The 16,025-nt window shown below is 67.8% G+C and carries 14 protein-coding genes; 9 read left to right on the top strand and 5 right to left on the bottom strand.

Annotated elements, in window-relative coordinates; all coding sequences use genetic code 11:
* The first annotated feature begins 39 nt into the window (after positions 1-39).
* From AMK34_RS22350 to AMK34_RS22330, 5 genes are read left to right on the top strand one after another with little or no spacing between them, the layout of a single operon-like run.
* Positions 40-1,197: a CaiB/BaiF CoA transferase family protein gene (locus AMK34_RS22350; RefSeq protein WP_073846682.1), complete on the top strand. Its 1,158-nt coding sequence runs from the start codon at positions 40-42 to the stop codon at positions 1,195-1,197.
* Positions 1,198-1,206: 9 nt separating this feature from the next.
* Entirely contained in the window at positions 1,207-1,974 is a 768-nt protein-coding gene (locus AMK34_RS22345) for a crotonase/enoyl-CoA hydratase family protein (RefSeq protein WP_073846681.1), read from the top strand.
* Between the two features lies 1 nt (position 1,975).
* Positions 1,976-2,722, top strand: a complete 747-nt coding sequence (locus AMK34_RS22340) for an acetoacetate decarboxylase (protein ID WP_073846680.1) — start codon at positions 1,976-1,978, stop codon at positions 2,720-2,722.
* On the top strand, positions 2,719-3,648 hold the full coding sequence (locus tag AMK34_RS22335; protein WP_073846679.1) for a 3-hydroxyacyl-CoA dehydrogenase NAD-binding domain-containing protein: 930 nt from the start codon (positions 2,719-2,721) through the stop codon (positions 3,646-3,648). Before AMK34_RS22340 ends, AMK34_RS22335 begins: the two co-directional genes overlap by 4 nt.
* A 1-nt stretch (position 3,649) precedes the next feature.
* The gene (locus AMK34_RS22330; protein WP_073846678.1) at positions 3,650-4,819 is read left to right on the top strand and encodes an acyl-CoA dehydrogenase family protein; all 1,170 of its coding nucleotides are present in this window, start codon (positions 3,650-3,652) and stop codon (positions 4,817-4,819) included.
* Positions 4,820-4,893: 74 nt separating this feature from the next.
* On the opposite strand, the gene AMK34_RS22325 is transcribed toward AMK34_RS22330, so the two are convergent.
* On the bottom strand, positions 4,894-6,270 hold the full coding sequence (locus tag AMK34_RS22325) for a neutral zinc metallopeptidase (RefSeq protein WP_073846677.1): 1,377 nt from the start codon (positions 6,268-6,270) through the stop codon (positions 4,894-4,896).
* Positions 6,271-6,467: 197 nt separating this feature from the next.
* Here AMK34_RS22325 and AMK34_RS22320 point away from each other — a divergent pair, with 197 nt between their 5' ends.
* Positions 6,468-7,721 (top strand): HNH endonuclease signature motif containing protein, encoded by a 1,254-nt coding sequence (locus AMK34_RS22320; RefSeq protein WP_073846676.1) that lies wholly within the window; start codon positions 6,468-6,470, stop codon positions 7,719-7,721.
* Positions 7,722-7,795: 74 nt separating this feature from the next.
* On the opposite strand, the gene AMK34_RS22315 is transcribed toward AMK34_RS22320, so the two are convergent.
* Together AMK34_RS22315 and AMK34_RS22310 are read right to left on the bottom strand one after the other, a co-directional pair.
* Entirely contained in the window at positions 7,796-8,452 is a 657-nt protein-coding gene (locus AMK34_RS22315) for a response regulator (protein WP_073846675.1), read from the bottom strand.
* Positions 8,449-9,594: a sensor histidine kinase gene (locus AMK34_RS22310; RefSeq protein ID WP_228694599.1), complete on the bottom strand. Its 1,146-nt coding sequence runs from the start codon at positions 9,592-9,594 to the stop codon at positions 8,449-8,451. Before AMK34_RS22310 ends, AMK34_RS22315 begins: the two co-directional genes overlap by 4 nt.
* A gap of 141 nt (positions 9,595-9,735) precedes the next feature.
* On the opposite strand from AMK34_RS22310, the gene AMK34_RS22305 reads away from it, so the two are divergent.
* Positions 9,736-11,514, top strand: a complete 1,779-nt coding sequence (locus AMK34_RS22305; RefSeq protein WP_083649963.1) for a PDR/VanB family oxidoreductase — start codon at positions 9,736-9,738, stop codon at positions 11,512-11,514.
* Positions 11,515-11,517: 3 nt separating this feature from the next.
* Here AMK34_RS22305 and AMK34_RS22300 read toward each other — a convergent pair whose 3' ends face one another.
* Positions 11,518-12,717 (bottom strand): LCP family protein, encoded by a 1,200-nt coding sequence (locus tag AMK34_RS22300; protein ID WP_073847157.1) that lies wholly within the window; start codon positions 12,715-12,717, stop codon positions 11,518-11,520.
* Positions 12,718-12,892: 175 nt separating this feature from the next.
* Entirely contained in the window at positions 12,893-13,636 is a 744-nt protein-coding gene (locus AMK34_RS22295; protein WP_073846674.1) for an SDR family NAD(P)-dependent oxidoreductase, read from the bottom strand.
* Between the two features lie 100 nt (positions 13,637-13,736).
* Between AMK34_RS22295 and AMK34_RS22290 the strand changes: the two genes are divergently transcribed.
* Positions 13,737-14,363 (top strand): TetR/AcrR family transcriptional regulator, encoded by a 627-nt coding sequence (locus AMK34_RS22290; RefSeq protein ID WP_038516823.1) that lies wholly within the window; start codon positions 13,737-13,739, stop codon positions 14,361-14,363.
* A 37-nt stretch (positions 14,364-14,400) separates the two neighbouring features.
* Positions 14,401-15,966: an MDR family MFS transporter gene (locus tag AMK34_RS22285; RefSeq protein WP_038516824.1), complete on the top strand. Its 1,566-nt coding sequence runs from the start codon at positions 14,401-14,403 to the stop codon at positions 15,964-15,966.
* The last annotated feature ends 59 nt before the right edge of the window (positions 15,967-16,025 follow it).

Below are 16,025 nucleotides of genomic sequence, written 5' to 3'. Positions count from 1 at the left end.
ACTTCGGTTGTAGAGCGAACAACGGCGAAGGGAAGCAAAATGACTCACACCGCCACCGGACCACTGGACGGCGTTCGCGTGATCGACCTCTCGACGGTCGTCATGGGCCCGTACGCCGCGCAGATCCTCGGCGACCTGGGCGCCGACGTCATCAAGATCGAGTCCCCCGCCGACACCGTGCGGGTGGGCAGGTTCCGGACGACGCCGGGGATGACCGCGCTCAACCTGAACGTGAACCGCAACAAGCGCAGCGTCGCCCTCAACCTCAAGGACGAAGAGGAACGCGAGCAGGCGCTCAAACTGATCGACACCGCCGACGTGCTGATCACCAACATGCGTCCCGGCGCGCTGAGCAGGCTCGGCATGAACTACGCCGACCTCGCCGCGCGTAACCCCGGCCTGGTCTACGCCCACGCGCAGGGCTTCCGCGGCGACTCCGACCGCGCGGGTCACGCCGCCTACGACGAGACGGTGCAGGCGTCGTCCGGGCTGGTCGACGTCGCGAACCGCGCCCTGGGCAAGCCGGTCTACCTGCCGACGATCATCGGCGACAAGGTCTCGTCCCTGACCATCGCCTACACCGTGCTCGCCGCGCTGGTGCACCGCGACCGGACGGGCGAGGGCCAGCGGGTCGAGATCCCGATGACCGACACGCTGATCGCGTTCAACCTCGTCGAGCATCTCGCCGGGCACGTCTTCGAGCCCGCGGAGGGCCCGACCGGCTTCGGCCCGTCGATGAACCCCGGCCACCAGGCGGTGCACACCAAGGACGGCATGGCCTGCGTGATCCCGTACAACCCGCAGAACTTCCGCGACTTCTTCCACGCCGCCGGGCGGCCGGAACTGGCCGAGGACCCGCGGGTCAACGGCGACGCTATCGACGGCGCCGACCACGAGGCGCTGGCCGCGATGATCGCCGAATGCGCCCCGGCGCTGACCACCGCGGAATGGACCGAGGTCTGCGCGAAGCACAGCATCCCGATGGCGCCCGTCCTCGAACTCGACCACGCGCAGGACGACGAATACGTCCGCGACGGCCATCTGCTCGACGTCGTCGAGCACCCGAGCGAGGGCTCGATCCGCACCATCGGCATCCCGGTGAAGTTCTCCGCGACCCCCGGTTCCGTCCGGCGCCTGGCTCCCCTGCCGGGTCAGGACACCGAAGACGTCCTGCGTGAACTCGCCACCATTCACTGAGGAAGAACCATGAGCACCAACGAAGTACGCACGGAACGGGTCGGCGGCACGCTGCTGATCACGATCGACCGGCCGCAGGCGCGCAACGCGGTGAACGCCGCCGTCGCGGCGGGCCTTGCCGAAGCACTGGACCTGCTGGAATCCGATCCCACGTTGCGGGCCGGGGTCCTGACCGGAGCGGACGGCTCGTTCAGCGCCGGCATGGATCTCAAGGCGGCGCTGAAGGGCGAATCGCCCGAGATCCCCGGCCGCGGGTTCGGCGGGCTGACCGAGGCCGAACTCTCGAAGCCCCTGATCGCCGCCGTCGAGGGCTGGGCGATGGGTGGCGGGTTCGAACTGGCGCTGGGCTGCGACCTCATCGTCGCCGCCGAGGACGCGAAGTTCGGGCTCCCCGAGGTGAAACGCGGGTTGATCGCCGCCGGTGGCGGGGTGATCCGGCTGCCGAAGCGGATCCCGCATCACCTGGCGATGGAGTTCCTGCTCACCGGCGAGCCGATCGGCGCCGAACGCGCCGGAAGCCTGGGGCTGGTGAACCGGGTCGTCCCGAGCGGCGAGGCCGCCGCGGTCGCCCTGCAACTGGCCGAGCGGATCGCCGCCAACGCTCCCCTGGCGCTGGCACTGGTCAAGAAGATCGTCCGCACGGCGGACGGCGTTCCCGACGCGCAAGCGTTTGCCTCCCAGCGTTCGGAGCTTCCGACGCTGATGAAGTCGGCCGACGTCCGCGAAGGCATGCAGGCCTTCGCCGAGCGCCGCGCTCCACAGTGGACTGGAGAGTGAGATGAAGCAGCAAGACGTTCTCCGGCATGTGACCACGCCGCTCACCAACCCCGCGTACGCCCCGGTGGTGCCCCGGTTCACGAACCGCGAGTACCTGAACATCGTCTACCGCACCGACGCCGACGCCCTGCGCGCCGTCGTGCCGGAGCCGCTGGAGATCGACGAGCCGCTGGTGCGGTTCGAGGTGATGAAGATGGGCGACGTCAGCGGTTACGGGCCCTACACCGAGTCCGGGCAAGCGATCCCGGTGAGCTTCGAGGGCGAACGCGGCGAGTACCTGCACGCGATGTACCTCGACAACTTCCCGGCCACCGCGTCCGGCCGCGAGATCAGCGCCTACCCGAAGACCATCGGCTCGCCGAGGCTGTTCGCCGAGAACGGCGCGCTCGTCGGGACTCTGGACTACGGCAGCCAGCGCGTCGCCACCGCGACCATGGGCTACAAGCACCACCGGCTGGACGTGGCCGAGGCGGAAGCGCAGATCACCGTGCCGACGTTCATGCTGAAGACCATCCCGGACTACGACGGTTCGCCCCGGGTGTTCGAGCTGGTCCGCACCGAGATCACCGACGTGGTGGTCAAGGAGGCCTGGACCGGGCCGGCGCGGTTGCAGCTGTTCCAGCACGTCCTGGCCCCGCTCGCCGATCTCCCGGTGCTGGAGGTCGTCTCCGCGAGCCACATCCTCACCGACCTGACGCTCGCCCCGGTCAAGCCGGTCTTCGACTACTTGAAGGGAGCACGGTCATGACTTTTCGCACCGCCGCGGTGATCGGCGCGGGCACCATCGGCCTGTCGTGGACGGCGTTGTTCGCCGCGCACGACATGGAGGTCCAGGTCTCGGATCCGCGGCCGGATCTCGCCGACGCCGTCGCGGACGCACTGGAGACGTTCGCCCCGCATCTCGGCCGGACCGTCGCGGAACTCGCCCCTCGCGTCCACCTCGCCGCCGACGTCGCGGAGGCCGTCCGGAACGCGGACGTCGTGCAGGAGAACGGACCCGAGAACGTCGAGTTCAAAAAGGACCTGTTCGCGACGCTGGTCCGCGAAGCACCGTCTCACGCGCTGTTGCTCAGCTCGTCGTCCGCGATCCCTTCGACGGCGTTCGCGGCGGAGCTGGACGACGCGTCGCGAGTCCTCATCGGACACCCGTTCAACCCGCCGCATCTGATCCCGCTGGTCGAGGTCGTACCCGGTGAGCGCACGAGTGCCGAGTCGGTCGAGCGTGCCGTGGAGTTCTACCGGTTCGCCGGCCGAACTCCGGTGGTGGAACGCAAGGAGATCCCCGGCTTCGTCGGCAACCGGCTGCAGAACGCGCTGAGCCGCGAGGCGATCTACCTGGTGGAACAGGGTGTCGTGTCACCGTCCGAACTGGACGCGGTGATGACGAATTCGCTCGGCATCCGCTGGTCGACGGTCGGGCCGTTCCTCGGCTCGCATCTGGGCGGCGGCCCCGGCGGCTACCGGCACATGGCCGAGCACATCGGCAAGTCGATGAAGAAGATGTGGGCGGGCCTCGGGCAGCCCTCACAAGACCCCGAACAACAGGAACGGCTCATCGAAGCCGTGGAATCCGCTTACGGCTCCTCCACGTACTCGGAACTCGCCGAGACGCGCGACCGCAAGCAGCTCGCCGTGCTGTCCGCTTTGGACGGTGCCGCCAGGGAGGAGAACTGAAATGACCGCCGACTTCTACGCCTACGAGGACCTGCTGCCCGAAGAGGAGCGCAAGTTGCTGCTCAAGACGCGCGACTTCATGCGCACCGAGGTCAAGCCGCTGGTGAACGAGTACTGGGCCAAGGGCGAGTTCCCGCACGAACTCGTCGGCAAGTTCCGCGAACTCGGCCTCGCCGGGCTGCCCTACGAGGGCTACGGCGAACACCTCCCGGCCACCAGCCATCTGCTCAGCGGCATGATGGCGATGGAGATGACCCGCACGGACCCGTCCGTGGCCACGTTCTTCGGTGTCCACAACGGACTCGCGATGTACAGCATCTACTCGGGCGGCGACCAGGAACAGCGTGATCGCTGGCTCCCGTCGATGGCGGCGATGGACAAGATCGGCGCCTTCGCGATGACCGAACCCCTCGGCGGTTCCGACGTCGCGGGCGGCATGCGCACCACGGCGCGGCGCGAGGGCGACACCTGGATCCTCAACGGCGCCAAGAAGTGGATCGGCAACGCGACCTTCGCCGACCTGGTCATCGTGTGGGCCCGCGACGAGGAGGACAACAACGTCAAGGGTTTCGTGGTCGAGAAGGACTCGCCCGGATTCGTGCCCGTCAAGATCGAGAACAAATTCGCCTTCCGGATCGTGGAGAACGCCGAGATCACCCTGACCGACGTCCGGGTGCCGGAGACGAACCGGTTGCAGGGCATCGACTCCTTCCGCGACGTCGCCGAGATCCTGCGCGCGACGCGGGGCGGCGTGGCCTGGCAGGCGCTCGGCGTGATGATCGGCGCCTACGAACTCGCGCTGGACTACGCCAAGGAGCGCAAGCAGTTCGGCCGTCCGATCGCGCGGTTCCAGCTGGTGCAGGACCTGCTGGTGAAGAGCCTCGGCAACATCACCGCGTCGTGGGGCATGCTGGTGCAACTGGCGCGGCTGCAGGACGCCGGGATCTTCAAGGACGAGCACTCGTCGCTGGCGAAGGCGTTCGTGACCTCGCGGATGCGGGAGGTCGTCGCCTGGGGCCGTGAGATCTTCGGCGGCAACGGGATCGTGCTGGACAACGACATCATGCGGTTCTTCACCGACGCCGAGGCGATCTACTCGTTCGAAGGCACGCGGGAGATGAACACGCTGATCGTCGGGAAGGCGATCACCGGCCAGAGCGCCTTCGTCTGATCTGAAGGCCAAGTCCGTGAAGGCCTCCTTCCCTACCCTCAAGGTAGGCAAGGAGGCCTTCACGGACTTGGCGGCTAGCGGTACTTCGTGCCGCAGGTGTCCTGGGTGCCGGACGAGAAACCGTCGCGGAAGGCGGCGACTCTCGCGAAACCCGCCGGAAGCGTCCGGCCCCGGACGTCCGCGGCGATCAGGCTGTTCCGCGTCAGCATCTCGGCGATCGCCTCGTCGAGGTCACCCGGCGACAACGTGAGTGCTCCGCCGTCCGTGAGGGTCGACGCCCAGAAACCGGTGAGGCACGCGGTGCGCTGCGCGGCCACCGGGCCGTCGAGCCGGAACCCGCCTTCCTGTTGGACCGCGAGCGTGTAGCGCGACGCGACCTCGGCGAACGCGGCGAAGTCACCGATTCCGCCCTGCCGCCCCCTGCGCGGCGGGGTCCCGATGCGGACGAGGCCGTCGAGGTCGAGGTTGATCTGGTTGGACTCCGAGCAGTACGACGCGAGCGCGTCCTCCGCCGTCACGCCGCAGGCCGCTCCGGTGGTGAGCGTCGGCGGGGTGGCCGCGAGCCGGAAGGCCTGCCGCAGACTGGTGGTGAGGTCGGCCAGTGCCTGGCGATCGTCAAGGCGGACGTTCGCCGCGGCCGAACCGAATCCGCCTTGTGTGCTCCGGCCTTCGATTTCCCGCACGTCGATCTTCGCGCACCGCGCGGGCCCGTCGGTGAACCCGAACTGGAACGCGGAAACCCGGTCGAACGCGTTGCCGTGCGCGCCGTCGTCGTCGAAGGCGACCCCCGCGGAGTCGCGGATCTGGAACAAGGCGGTGAGCACCTCGTTGAGCCCGCGGCCGGTGGAGACCTGGAACATGGGCGACCTGCCCTCGGCGACCCAGCGGAGGTACGCCCCGGTGTAGCAATCGGCCTGCTGTTCCTTGACGATCGACGGCGCCGCGCCCGGCAGACCGAGCCGGAACTGGACTGCGTGGCCGATCTCGTGGGCGAGCACGGTCATCACCGCCGCCGGGCCGAGGGAATCGTTGAGCATCGGCAACAACTCCCCGCGATCCCAAGCGACGACGTCTTCTCCCGCGCAATAGAAGGCGTTCACCAGCCCGGCGGTCGAGGCGCCGCAGACCTCGCGGCCGCGGCCACCCGAGTCGTAGGAGACGAGCGTGGTCAGCGGCCGGAACTCCCGGTCGAAGGTCGCGGGCAGATGCTCGCGCCAATACCGCTGGACGTCGGCGACGGCGTTGGCCGCGAGCCGGTCGATCTCGCCGCCGTCACCCCCGACGACCGGGAGACCGGCGTCGAGCACGCCGGGTTTGAACCCGCTGGGGCCGTCGGTGATCTCGAGCCCCGCGACGCGGGTGGGGTCCACCGGTTGTGCCGCTCCCCCTACCGTCGCGGCACAACCGGTGAGGCAGAGGGAAAGACTCAGCAGAACCGTCCAGCGCTTCATCACACCATCCCCGTCTCCGTGACTTCCCCGGCTCCAGGGACACGGACGGCGGCGCGATGCGGTTCAAAAAAATCTTGACTTGCTTCCGGGTAGTCGCCGTTCCGCGACCGAATCACCCTTCAGTGTTATTCGCACGTTTTCGATTGTTGCTTAAAATTACGAACACATGTTCGACGGACTTGCGGTATTATTGCGGCGTGTCCGAGACCTTCCTCCCCGAGTTGCCGCAGGAACTGTGGCGCGCCGGCAAGCTGGAGCTTGCCCATGGCGTGCAGCAGTCCTTGCAGCTGATTCGGATCGCGACCGCCTGTCTAGGCCGGTTCCTGGCGGAGATCGAGTCTCGGGGCGCGAAAGACTTGTACGGGCATGGGAGTACGGCCAGTTGGTTCGCGGAGATTGCGGGGCTGTCACGCGGTGAGGCGGGTCCGATCGTGAAGCGCGCGATCGCGTTGAACCCCACCCGAGCCTTGGATGGCACTGAGGTTCCGCCTCTCGCTCCCGCCACCGCCGCCGTCGCCGCTCAGGGACTGGTCGGGGATGAGCGGATCGACCAGATCCTGGAGATCCTGAAAAACCTCCCTGCCGACATTTCGGCGGAGGAGCGGGCGGGTGCGGAGCAGATCCTCGCCAATCTCGCCCCGACTGCCGGTCCGCGGCAGCTCGCCAAGGCCGAGGCGAACCTGCAGGGCTTGCTCAACCCGGACGGCAAAGAACCCAAAGACCCCGAGCCGAAGGAACCGCGCCGCGAGATCACCCTGGAGCGGCGTAAGGATGGGTTCTGGAAGCTCACCGGCCTTCTCGATGACGAGACCGGTGCCCGGACCGCGGCCGCGTTGGAGGCGCATGCGCAGCCGCGGCCGGTGGATGAGTTCGGGCAGGCGGATCTGCGGATGAAGTGCGAGCGCATGGGAGATGCCTGGGCCGAACTGCTCGATCTGGCCATCGCGTGCCCGGACCAACCTGGGACCAGCGGCTACCGGACCTTGGTGCACGTGACCATCGGACTTGAGGAACTGAAGTCCGGTCTCGGGACCGCGTGTCTCGACTTTGTGGGGACGATGACGGCACGGGAAGCCCGGCTTGCCGCCTGTGATTGCCTGATGGTGCCGGTGGTGATGGGTGCCTCGGGCGAGCCGCTGGATATGGGGCGCCTGAGACGGTTCGTCACCCCCGGCCAACGACGAGCGCTCAACATCCGAGACGGGGGCTGTGCCTTCCCGGGCTGTCATCGGAAGCCGAAGAATTGCCACGCCCATCATATTGAGCACTGGGCAGACGGCGGACCGACCGATCTCCGGAATCTCGTGCTGCTCTGCGGCTTCCACCACCGGCTGATCCACCACGGCGACTGGGAAGTACGCATGGCCGCCGACGGGTTACCGGAATTCATCCCACCCCAATACCGAGACCCGCTCCGAAAACCCCGCCGTAACACCCTGCACCACGTCTGAACCCCGAGGAGCCCGCCAGCCACCAGGCGACGGGCCCCTCGTCATGCCCACAGCTCGGACAAGACCGGCGAACATCAATCAAGCAGAGCAGCGCGATGGGCGAGCAGGGCGGCCTGCACACGATTGACGCACCCGAGTTTGGCGAGGATACGACTGACGTGGGTTTTCACCGTGGCTTCGCTGAGATAGAGCTCGGCGGCGATACCGGTGTTGGACAGACCGCGAGCGACCGCGACGAGCACTTCACGTTCTTTGGCGGTCAATACCTCGAGCCGCCGTTCGGCGTCGGCTCGCGGCCCGGTGACGGGATCACCCGCGGTGAACCGGGTGAGGAGACGGCGGGTGACCTTGGGCGAGAGCATCGCGTCGCCACGGGCGGCGGACCGTACCGCGGCGAGCATGTCGTTCGCCGTGGCGTCCTTGAGCAGGAAACCGACCGCTCCGGCATGCAGCGCGGTGTCGACGTATTCGTCGAGATCGAAGGTCGTCAAGACCACGACTTTCGGCGGGTCCGTCAACCCCTGTAGCCGGCGAGCGGCGTCGAGACCGTCGACACGGGGCATCCGGATGTCCAGCAGGACCACATCGGGCCGGGTGGACCTGGCCAGACTCACCGCCTCTGCACCGTCAGCGGCCTCACCTGCGACGATGACGTCGTCGGCGGACTCCATGATCGTGCGCAGCATCGAACGCACCATCCACTCGTCGTCGACGATGAGAACACGGATCACCGTTCGGACTCCCCGGTGACGGGGACCACGGCTTCGACGAGAAAACCCCCGCCCGCGGTGGGCCCCGCGGTCAGTTCGCCCCCGAGGAGCCGGATTCGCTCGGCGATACCGAGCAAACCGTGTCCGCCGCCGGGCAAACCACCCTGTCGTTCGATCTCGGTGCCGGCCTCATTGAGCACGACGAGCCGAATCAGGTCGGTTTCACGACGTACGCGGACTTGGGTTACGGCATCGCCGGCGTACTTCCGGACGTTGGTGAGCGCTTCTTGGACCACCCGGTACACCGCCTGTTGGACCAGCGCGGGTGCGGGCACGCCGGAGTTCACGTCAAGGACGACAGGAACACCTAGCGCCCGGGTCTGGTCCACCAGATCGGCGAGATCCGCCAAACCTGGTTGCGGCGTAAGCGGAACCGCACTATCGGCTCGCAAGACGGACACCAGGGAGCGCAGTTCGTCCAGTGCCGCGCGTCCGATCGTCCCTATCCGTGCGGCGACCGTGGTGACGTCGCGGCCGCGTGTCGCTTCCAGCGCGGTCGCGTGCAGCACTATGAGCGAAACGCGGTGGGTGACGACGTCGTGCATGTCGCGGGCGATCTGGGCACGTTCGTCACTGCGTGCCTGCTGAACCCTCAGGTCCCGGTCCTGTTCGGCCTGTTCGACCCGTTCACGCATCTCGGCGATCAGCTCGCGCCGGGTGCCGACATAGAGGCCCAGCAGGGCGGGAGCCACGCAGACGGCGACGCATTGCGGAAGACTCGCGTCGAACCCGCCGAGCCGCCAGATCGGTACGCCGACCACGACCAGCGTGACGAACGTGCCGACGGCGGTGAGCCGCCACGAGCGGGTGCGTTCGGCCACGGTGTACTGCGCCAACACGACCGCGAAGATCCCCGACAGCGCCACCCAGCCCGTCAGCGCGATGACCGCGAACCACCACTGATGGCGCCGCCGGAACCAGGCCGCGCCCCCCACCAGTATCGCGGCCGGGAGCCAGAACCACAGCGGAGGCTGCCAGCGGAAGTAGCCGTAGATGAGACCCGAAACCGCGAACGGGGTGGTCGTCAGCGCGCAGCAGACCGCCAGCACACCGTCGGCCACCCGCGTCGGCACGGGGAACGGAAGCGCGACCTCGATGGGCATACCGATCAACGTAATCCGATCACCTCCGAAGGGCATCAGTGGAAAGTTGTAGTCGCGGGTGACGGGTATCCCTCTCTCGGCGTGCGTTTCGCGTCGTCGTGCCGATGCGACTGGTGCGGCCCGAATACGACACTTCAGCACATGACGAAATCCCTTTTCCATGATTGGCGCAAAATGTCCCCTCGGGCACGCCCGCGAGGATGGCAACTCGGCTTCGCGGCGTTCTCCGTCGTCGCGATCTTGGTCCTGTTTCCCGGGGAGAACACTCTTCTGCCGACGATCCGCACGATGGGGGTGATCGGTTACGCCGTAGCGGCCGCCCTGTCCCTCGGGTGCGCCGTCGGCTTGCCGAAGCCTGGCGCTAGAAGGCTTGCCATCGGCTTCCACCTCGCATTCGTGCCGCTGCAGTTCCTCTTCGCCTTCCCGAACCCGGTGCCGAACTTCGGAATCGCGCTTTCGGTGGCGATCGTGGTCGGTCTGCGGCCTCGGTTCCCCCGGCTTTCACTACGGGTCAGGAAGATCTGGCTCATCCTGCACATCGGCTTCAGCGTCGGCTGGCTGGGCCTTTCGCTGGGAATGCTCACACTCGCGCTTGTCGGACTCCTCGCCGACACCCACGCCGTGCGGCACGGCGCCTACGAGATCTTCCACGTCTTCGACCTTGTGATCGTGATCCCCAGTGTGGTGTTGACGATCGTGACCGGTCTCGTCCTTTCGCTGGGGACGCCGTGGGGGCTGGTCAAGCACCGGTGGGTGCTGACCAAATTCCTGATCTCCCTGAGCATCCCGGCCGCGGCCGCCGTGGAAAGCAGATGGGTCAGCGAACTGGTCGCACGCACGGAAGACCCGGCCGCCACGGCGGGGTCATTGGGTGTCGCACTCGTCGTCACCGTCGGGTGTTTCGCGATCTCGCTGTGGACCGCCACCATCCTGTCCGTCTCGAAACCGTGGGGTAGAACCCGTTGGGGCCGGGACGACTCCGATCCTTCCCTCCCTGTCATCGTCACCCATCGGCGACGAGTCGCCGAAGACACCGTCGAGCTGACTTTGGCCTCTGTCGGTGCGCATCGCCTGCCCCCGTGGACACCTGGTGCGCACGTCGATCTGATCATGCCGTCGGGCTTGATCCGCCAATATTCGCTGTGCGGGGACCCCGCCGACACGCACGAATACCGGCTCGCCGTGCTGCGCGAGGATTCGGGCCGTGGCGGTTCAGTCGAAGCACACGCTCTGACGCGAGGGGCCGAGGTAAGGATCCGACGGCCCCGCAACAACTTCCCGATCGCCGAGGCTCCGGCGTACCTGTTCGTCGCCGGCGGCATCGGGATCACGCCCTTCCTGCCGATGCTCCCCCGTCTCACCGTGGCCGGTGTTCCCTGGCGGCTGGTGTACCGCGGGCGGTCACTCGCCCGAATGGCTTATGCAGGTCCACTCGCCGCGACCTATCCGGATCAGGTCTCTTTGTACCCCGCCGACACGTGTCCTCGGCCGGATTTGACAGCGTTGATGCGAACGCTGCCCGACCGCTCCGCGGTGTACTGCTGCGGTCCCACGAGATTGATCGAAGCGGTGACCGAGGCGATGCCGATCGGCTGTCCACAGGGGACACTGCATGTCGAAAGGTTCGCCTCCACGGCTCGGGCCGGGGAGAACCACGCGTTCGAGGCGGAGCTGCGACGCAGCGGGCGGACCGTGTCGGTACCCGCGGACGGCACCCTGTTGGCCGCCATTCACGAAGTCGACCCCGCCGTGCCCGCGTCCTGCGTCGACGGGGTCTGCGGCAGCTGCCTCACTCCGGTGCTCGCCGGCGTTCCCGACCACCGGGACGATGTACTACAACCCCATGAACGAGACCGCACCGACGTTATTTATCCGTGTGTCTCACGGGCCCGGGGCGGCAAGATCGTGCTCGATGTCTAAGCCTCAGTTCACGCAGCCTGCCATCGCGGGCGGCGTGGAAGCACCGGACGACGAAGGCGGAGCCGCGATCGAAGAAGTGGCCGCGACCGGCTTGATCCCGATCCCGCCGGTCGAATCCCCCACCGCGGCGACACTCGTCGCGTTCAGCGCGGACTTCACGAACGCCTTCACCTCGGCCGGATCGACCTTCACCGCGTCACCATCGGACGGCGTCGGCAGCGAAAGGCTCTGTACCGGGATCGTCTGGAACTTCAGCGCCCCCGAGCTCATCCCCCGCAGCTGCTGCGCGAAGCCGAGCACGTCCCAGCCGCGGTCGAGCACGACCGAACCCTGGATCGCGCCGATCAGGGAGCTCAGCCTGGTGGGATCGGTGAAGGTCCCGGCGTCGAGGACGGTCTTGGCCATGCTCGACAGGAACGCCTGCTGCCGCGCGATGCGGTCCAGGTCGCTGGGCAGGCCGTGCCGCTGCCGCACGAAGGCCAGCGCCTGCGGGCCCGAAAGCAACTGCTTGCCCGCCGGGAACGACGCACCGGAGAACTTGTCCTGCACGGGGTTGTTGAGGCAGACCTCGACACCGCCGACGGCTTCGCTCAGCGCGGAGAACCCGGCGAGATTGACGGCGGCGTAGTGGTTGATGGACAGGCCGGTGAACTGCTCGATCGTCTGGATCGTGAGCTTGGCGCCCGCCTCGTTGGCCTTGACCTCGAGCTGCGGGCCGGACAGGCCCTGCGCGCGCAGCGTGTTCATCGCGGCGTTCTTGCCGCGACTGTACGCCGAATTGATCTTGTGCTTGCCGAATCCGCCTGCGATGTCCACATAGGAATCACGCGGGATGGAGATGGCCGTGGCGCCCGCCCCGCCCGCCGGGATGTGGACCACGATCATGGTGTCGGTGGTGTCGCCGCCGTCGTCGCCGCTTCCGGCGTGCAACGCGTCGAGGACGTTCTGCGGCAACGGGTTCCCGTTGGTGTCGGTCCGGGAGTCGATTCCGACGAGCAGGATGTTCTGCGCCACCTTCAGCGGTTCGCCCGCCGGGCCGTCGGGTACCTGCGCGGAGGGGGCGATCACGTCGGCCGTGACGATCGCTTCGTCCAAACGGCTCAGCTGGGTCCACGCGAAACCCGTGACCCCCAAGACCGCCGTCGACACCAGGCCCAGTGCGACACGGCCGCCGATCCGCCGTCCTCGCGACGTGAGCAGCACGACCTTCTCCCCGCTTCCGTGAATGATCCCCCGCATTCGAGGATCACCGCGTTAGCTGGGAATTACCTGAGAAACGTGTCATAACCGGGTCTTAAAGCCCGTTCGGACCATTCGAAGTGATCAAGCGGACAGCCGGTCGCGACACCGAGTGCCGGACCGACCGCGTAGCGCTTCCCTAGCGGGGCATGCGGCGCCAGATCGCGCGTGGCACCACGCGCATCACCGCGAACAGGGGCCTCAGGAGTCCCGGCACCCACACCGTTCCCCGGCGCTTCCGGAGCGCGGCGACCGTCGCGTCGGCGACCTGATCGGGAGTGCTGGAGAACGGCGCCGGCGACATGCCCTCGGTCATCCGGCCGATCACGAAGCCGGGGCGGACGAGCAGCAGATGCACACCGGTGCCGTGCAGGGCGTCGGCCAGCCCGCTCGCGAAACCGTCGAGGCCCGCCTTCGCCGATCCGTAGACGTAGTTCGCCCGCCGGACCCGCACCCCGGCGACCGAAGAGAAGACCACGAGGCTGCCGTTTCCTTGCTCACGAAGCACATTGGCCACATGCGTCAGCACACTCACATGAGCCACATAGTCGGTGTGCACGATCGCGACGGCGTGTCCGGCGTCCGCTTCGGCACGCGCCTGGTCGCCGAGGATCCCGAAGGCGGTGACGACGACGTCGAGCGGCCCGTGTTCCGCGACGACCTTCTCCAGGAACGGCCCGTGCGCGGCGAGGTCGTCGGCGTCGAACTCGACGGCGTCGACGGTCTCCGCCCCCGCGGCCAGCAGCCGTTCCGACTCCGCGCCGAGGTCCGCGCTCCGTCGCGCGGCCAGCACGATCCGGCGCGCCCCGCCCTTGGCGAGCCGTTCCGCGACCGCGAGGCCGATCTCGCTGCGTCCGCCCAGTACCAGCACCGTTCCGCTCACCCGCCGCAGTCTGCCAGGCGGCCCGGCGCCGACCGGCAGTGGCACGGTTCACAAACTGCAATTTTGCAGTATCTGCATCTTTGCGCGTATCGTGGTGCTCATGCCCGAACCCGTCAAAGGTCTCCGCGAGCGCAAGCGGCTGGAAACCCACCGCGCGCTGGCGACCACCGCCGTCCGGCTCGTCGCCGAACGCGGCCTGGACCAGGTGACGGTCGAAGACATCAGCGCGGCCGCGGGGGTTTCACCGCGCACGTTCTTCAACTACTTCGCGTCCAAAGAGGACGCTGTGGTCATCGCGCACGCCGACACCGCGGAGCGGACCCAGCGCACCATCGAGAAGTTCCTTGCCACGCCGAAGGAAGTCAGCACTCCGCGCGCTTTCGTCGACGCGCTGAAGGAAGACTTCGCCCAAGTCGACGAGAACCGCGAAGAGTGGCTCGGCCGCATGAAGGCCATTCAGGAGAACGCCACCCTGCATTCGCGCGCGGTGGCCATGAACCACGACACCATCGCGCCGATGATCGAGGCGATCGCCCGCCGCACGGGCGTGGATCCGAAGGCCGATCTGTACCCGGCGCTGGTGCTGTCCACGCTCGGCGGCGCGGTCAACGCCGTGCTGATGCTCTGGTATCAGCACGACGGCCGGATGTCCGCGCTCGACCTGCTGGACGACGCCGTCGAACTGCTTCTCGCCGGGCTCCCGGAGCCCGGCGGCCGCGCGCGCTGACGCGCCCGGCACCACAGGAACACGAAGGGGGACCACCATGTCCGTATCCACGACCGAACCACGAGAACCGGAGGCCCCGGCGGGCTCGATGGGCCGCAAACAGGTCCTCGAAGCGATGTCGGGGCTGATGATGGGCATGTTCGTCGCCATCCTCGCCTCGACGGTGGTCGCGAACGCGTTGCCGCGGATCGTCTCCGAGCTCGGCGGCTCGCAGGCGTCTTACACCTGGGTGGTCACCACCGAACTGCTCGCGATGACCGCGACGGTGCCGCTCTGGGGCAAGCTTTCCGATCTGTACAACAAGAAGCTGCTGATCCAGCTTTCGCTCGGGTTGTTCGTGGTCGGTTCGCTGGTCGCCGGGTTCGCCGGCAACATCGAGCTCCTGATCGGCAGCCGGGTCGCGCAGGGCATCGGCGCGGGCGGGCTCACCGCGCTCGCGCAGGTGATCATGGCGGCCATCGTCTCGCCGCGTGAACTCGGGAAGTACTCGGGGATCTTCGGTGCCGTGTTCGCCGTCGGGACCATCGCGGGCCCGCTGATCGGCGGGGTCATGGTGGACACGTCGTGGCTCGGCTGGCGCTGGTGCTTCTTCCTCGGGGTCCCGTTCGCGATCGCGGCGATCCTGCTGCTGCAGCGCACCCTGAACCTGCCGACGATCCGGCGTGACGTGAAGGTCGACTACCTCGGCGCGTTCCTGATCATGGCCGGTGTCTCGACGCTGCTGGTCTGGTCTTCGCTGGCCGGGCACCAGTTCGCGTGGGGCTCGTGGTGGACGGTCGGCCTGGTGACCGCGGGTGTGGTCATCCTCGCGCTCGCCGTCTACGTCGAGTCGAAGGTGGCCGAGCCGATCCTGCCGCTGACCCTGTTCCGCAACCACACGGTCACCCTGACCACCCTCGCGAGCTTCCTCGTCGGTGTCGCGATGTTCGGCGGGACGGTGTTCCTGTCGCAGTACTTCCAGCTGTCGCTCGGCAAATCGCCGACGGTGGCCGGATTGCTGAGCCTGCCGATGATCTTCGGCATCCTCGTGTCGTCCACGGTTTCGGGCCAGCTGATCAGCCGGACCGGCCGGTGGAAGAGCCACCTGCTGCTCGGCGCGACGCTGATGACGGCGGGCCTGGCGCTGCTGGGCACGATCGACGCGAAGACGAACCTCGTCGTCCTCGGCGCGTACATGGTGCTGCTGGGCGTCGGCGTCGGCATGCTGATGCAGAACCTCGTGCTGGTGTCGCAGAACGACGTCGACGCGCACGACCTCGGCACGGCGACCTCGACGCTGTCGTTCTTCCGCAGCCTCGGCGGCTCGATCGGCGTGAGCGCCCTGGGCGCGGTGCTCGCGAACCGGGTCCTCGCGCTGATGAGCGAGAAGCTCGGGCCGCTGCCCGGCGGTGGCGAGAGCGGCGCGGTACCGAACATCGCCACGCTGCCCGAACCGGTCGCGAACGTCGTCCGCGAGGCCTACGGGGAGGCGACCAGCGAGCTGTTCCTCATCAGCGCGCCGATCGCGCTGCTGGTGATCGTCGCCGTCGCCTTCCTCAAGCACAAGCCGCTCAAGACCCAGTCGGGCAACGAGCGGCTGGCCGAGGAGACCGCCGCCGCCTGATCGCCGCGACAGAGGGGCCCGGTTCGCGGAACCGGGCCCCTCTTTTCGCGCGCACGAAG

The sequence above is a fragment of the Amycolatopsis sp. CB00013 genome, assembly GCF_001905755.1.
GTDB classification, from domain to species: Bacteria; Actinomycetota; Actinomycetes; order Mycobacteriales; family Pseudonocardiaceae; genus Amycolatopsis; species Amycolatopsis japonica.
This window is presented reverse-complemented; position numbering and strand designations above follow the sequence as displayed.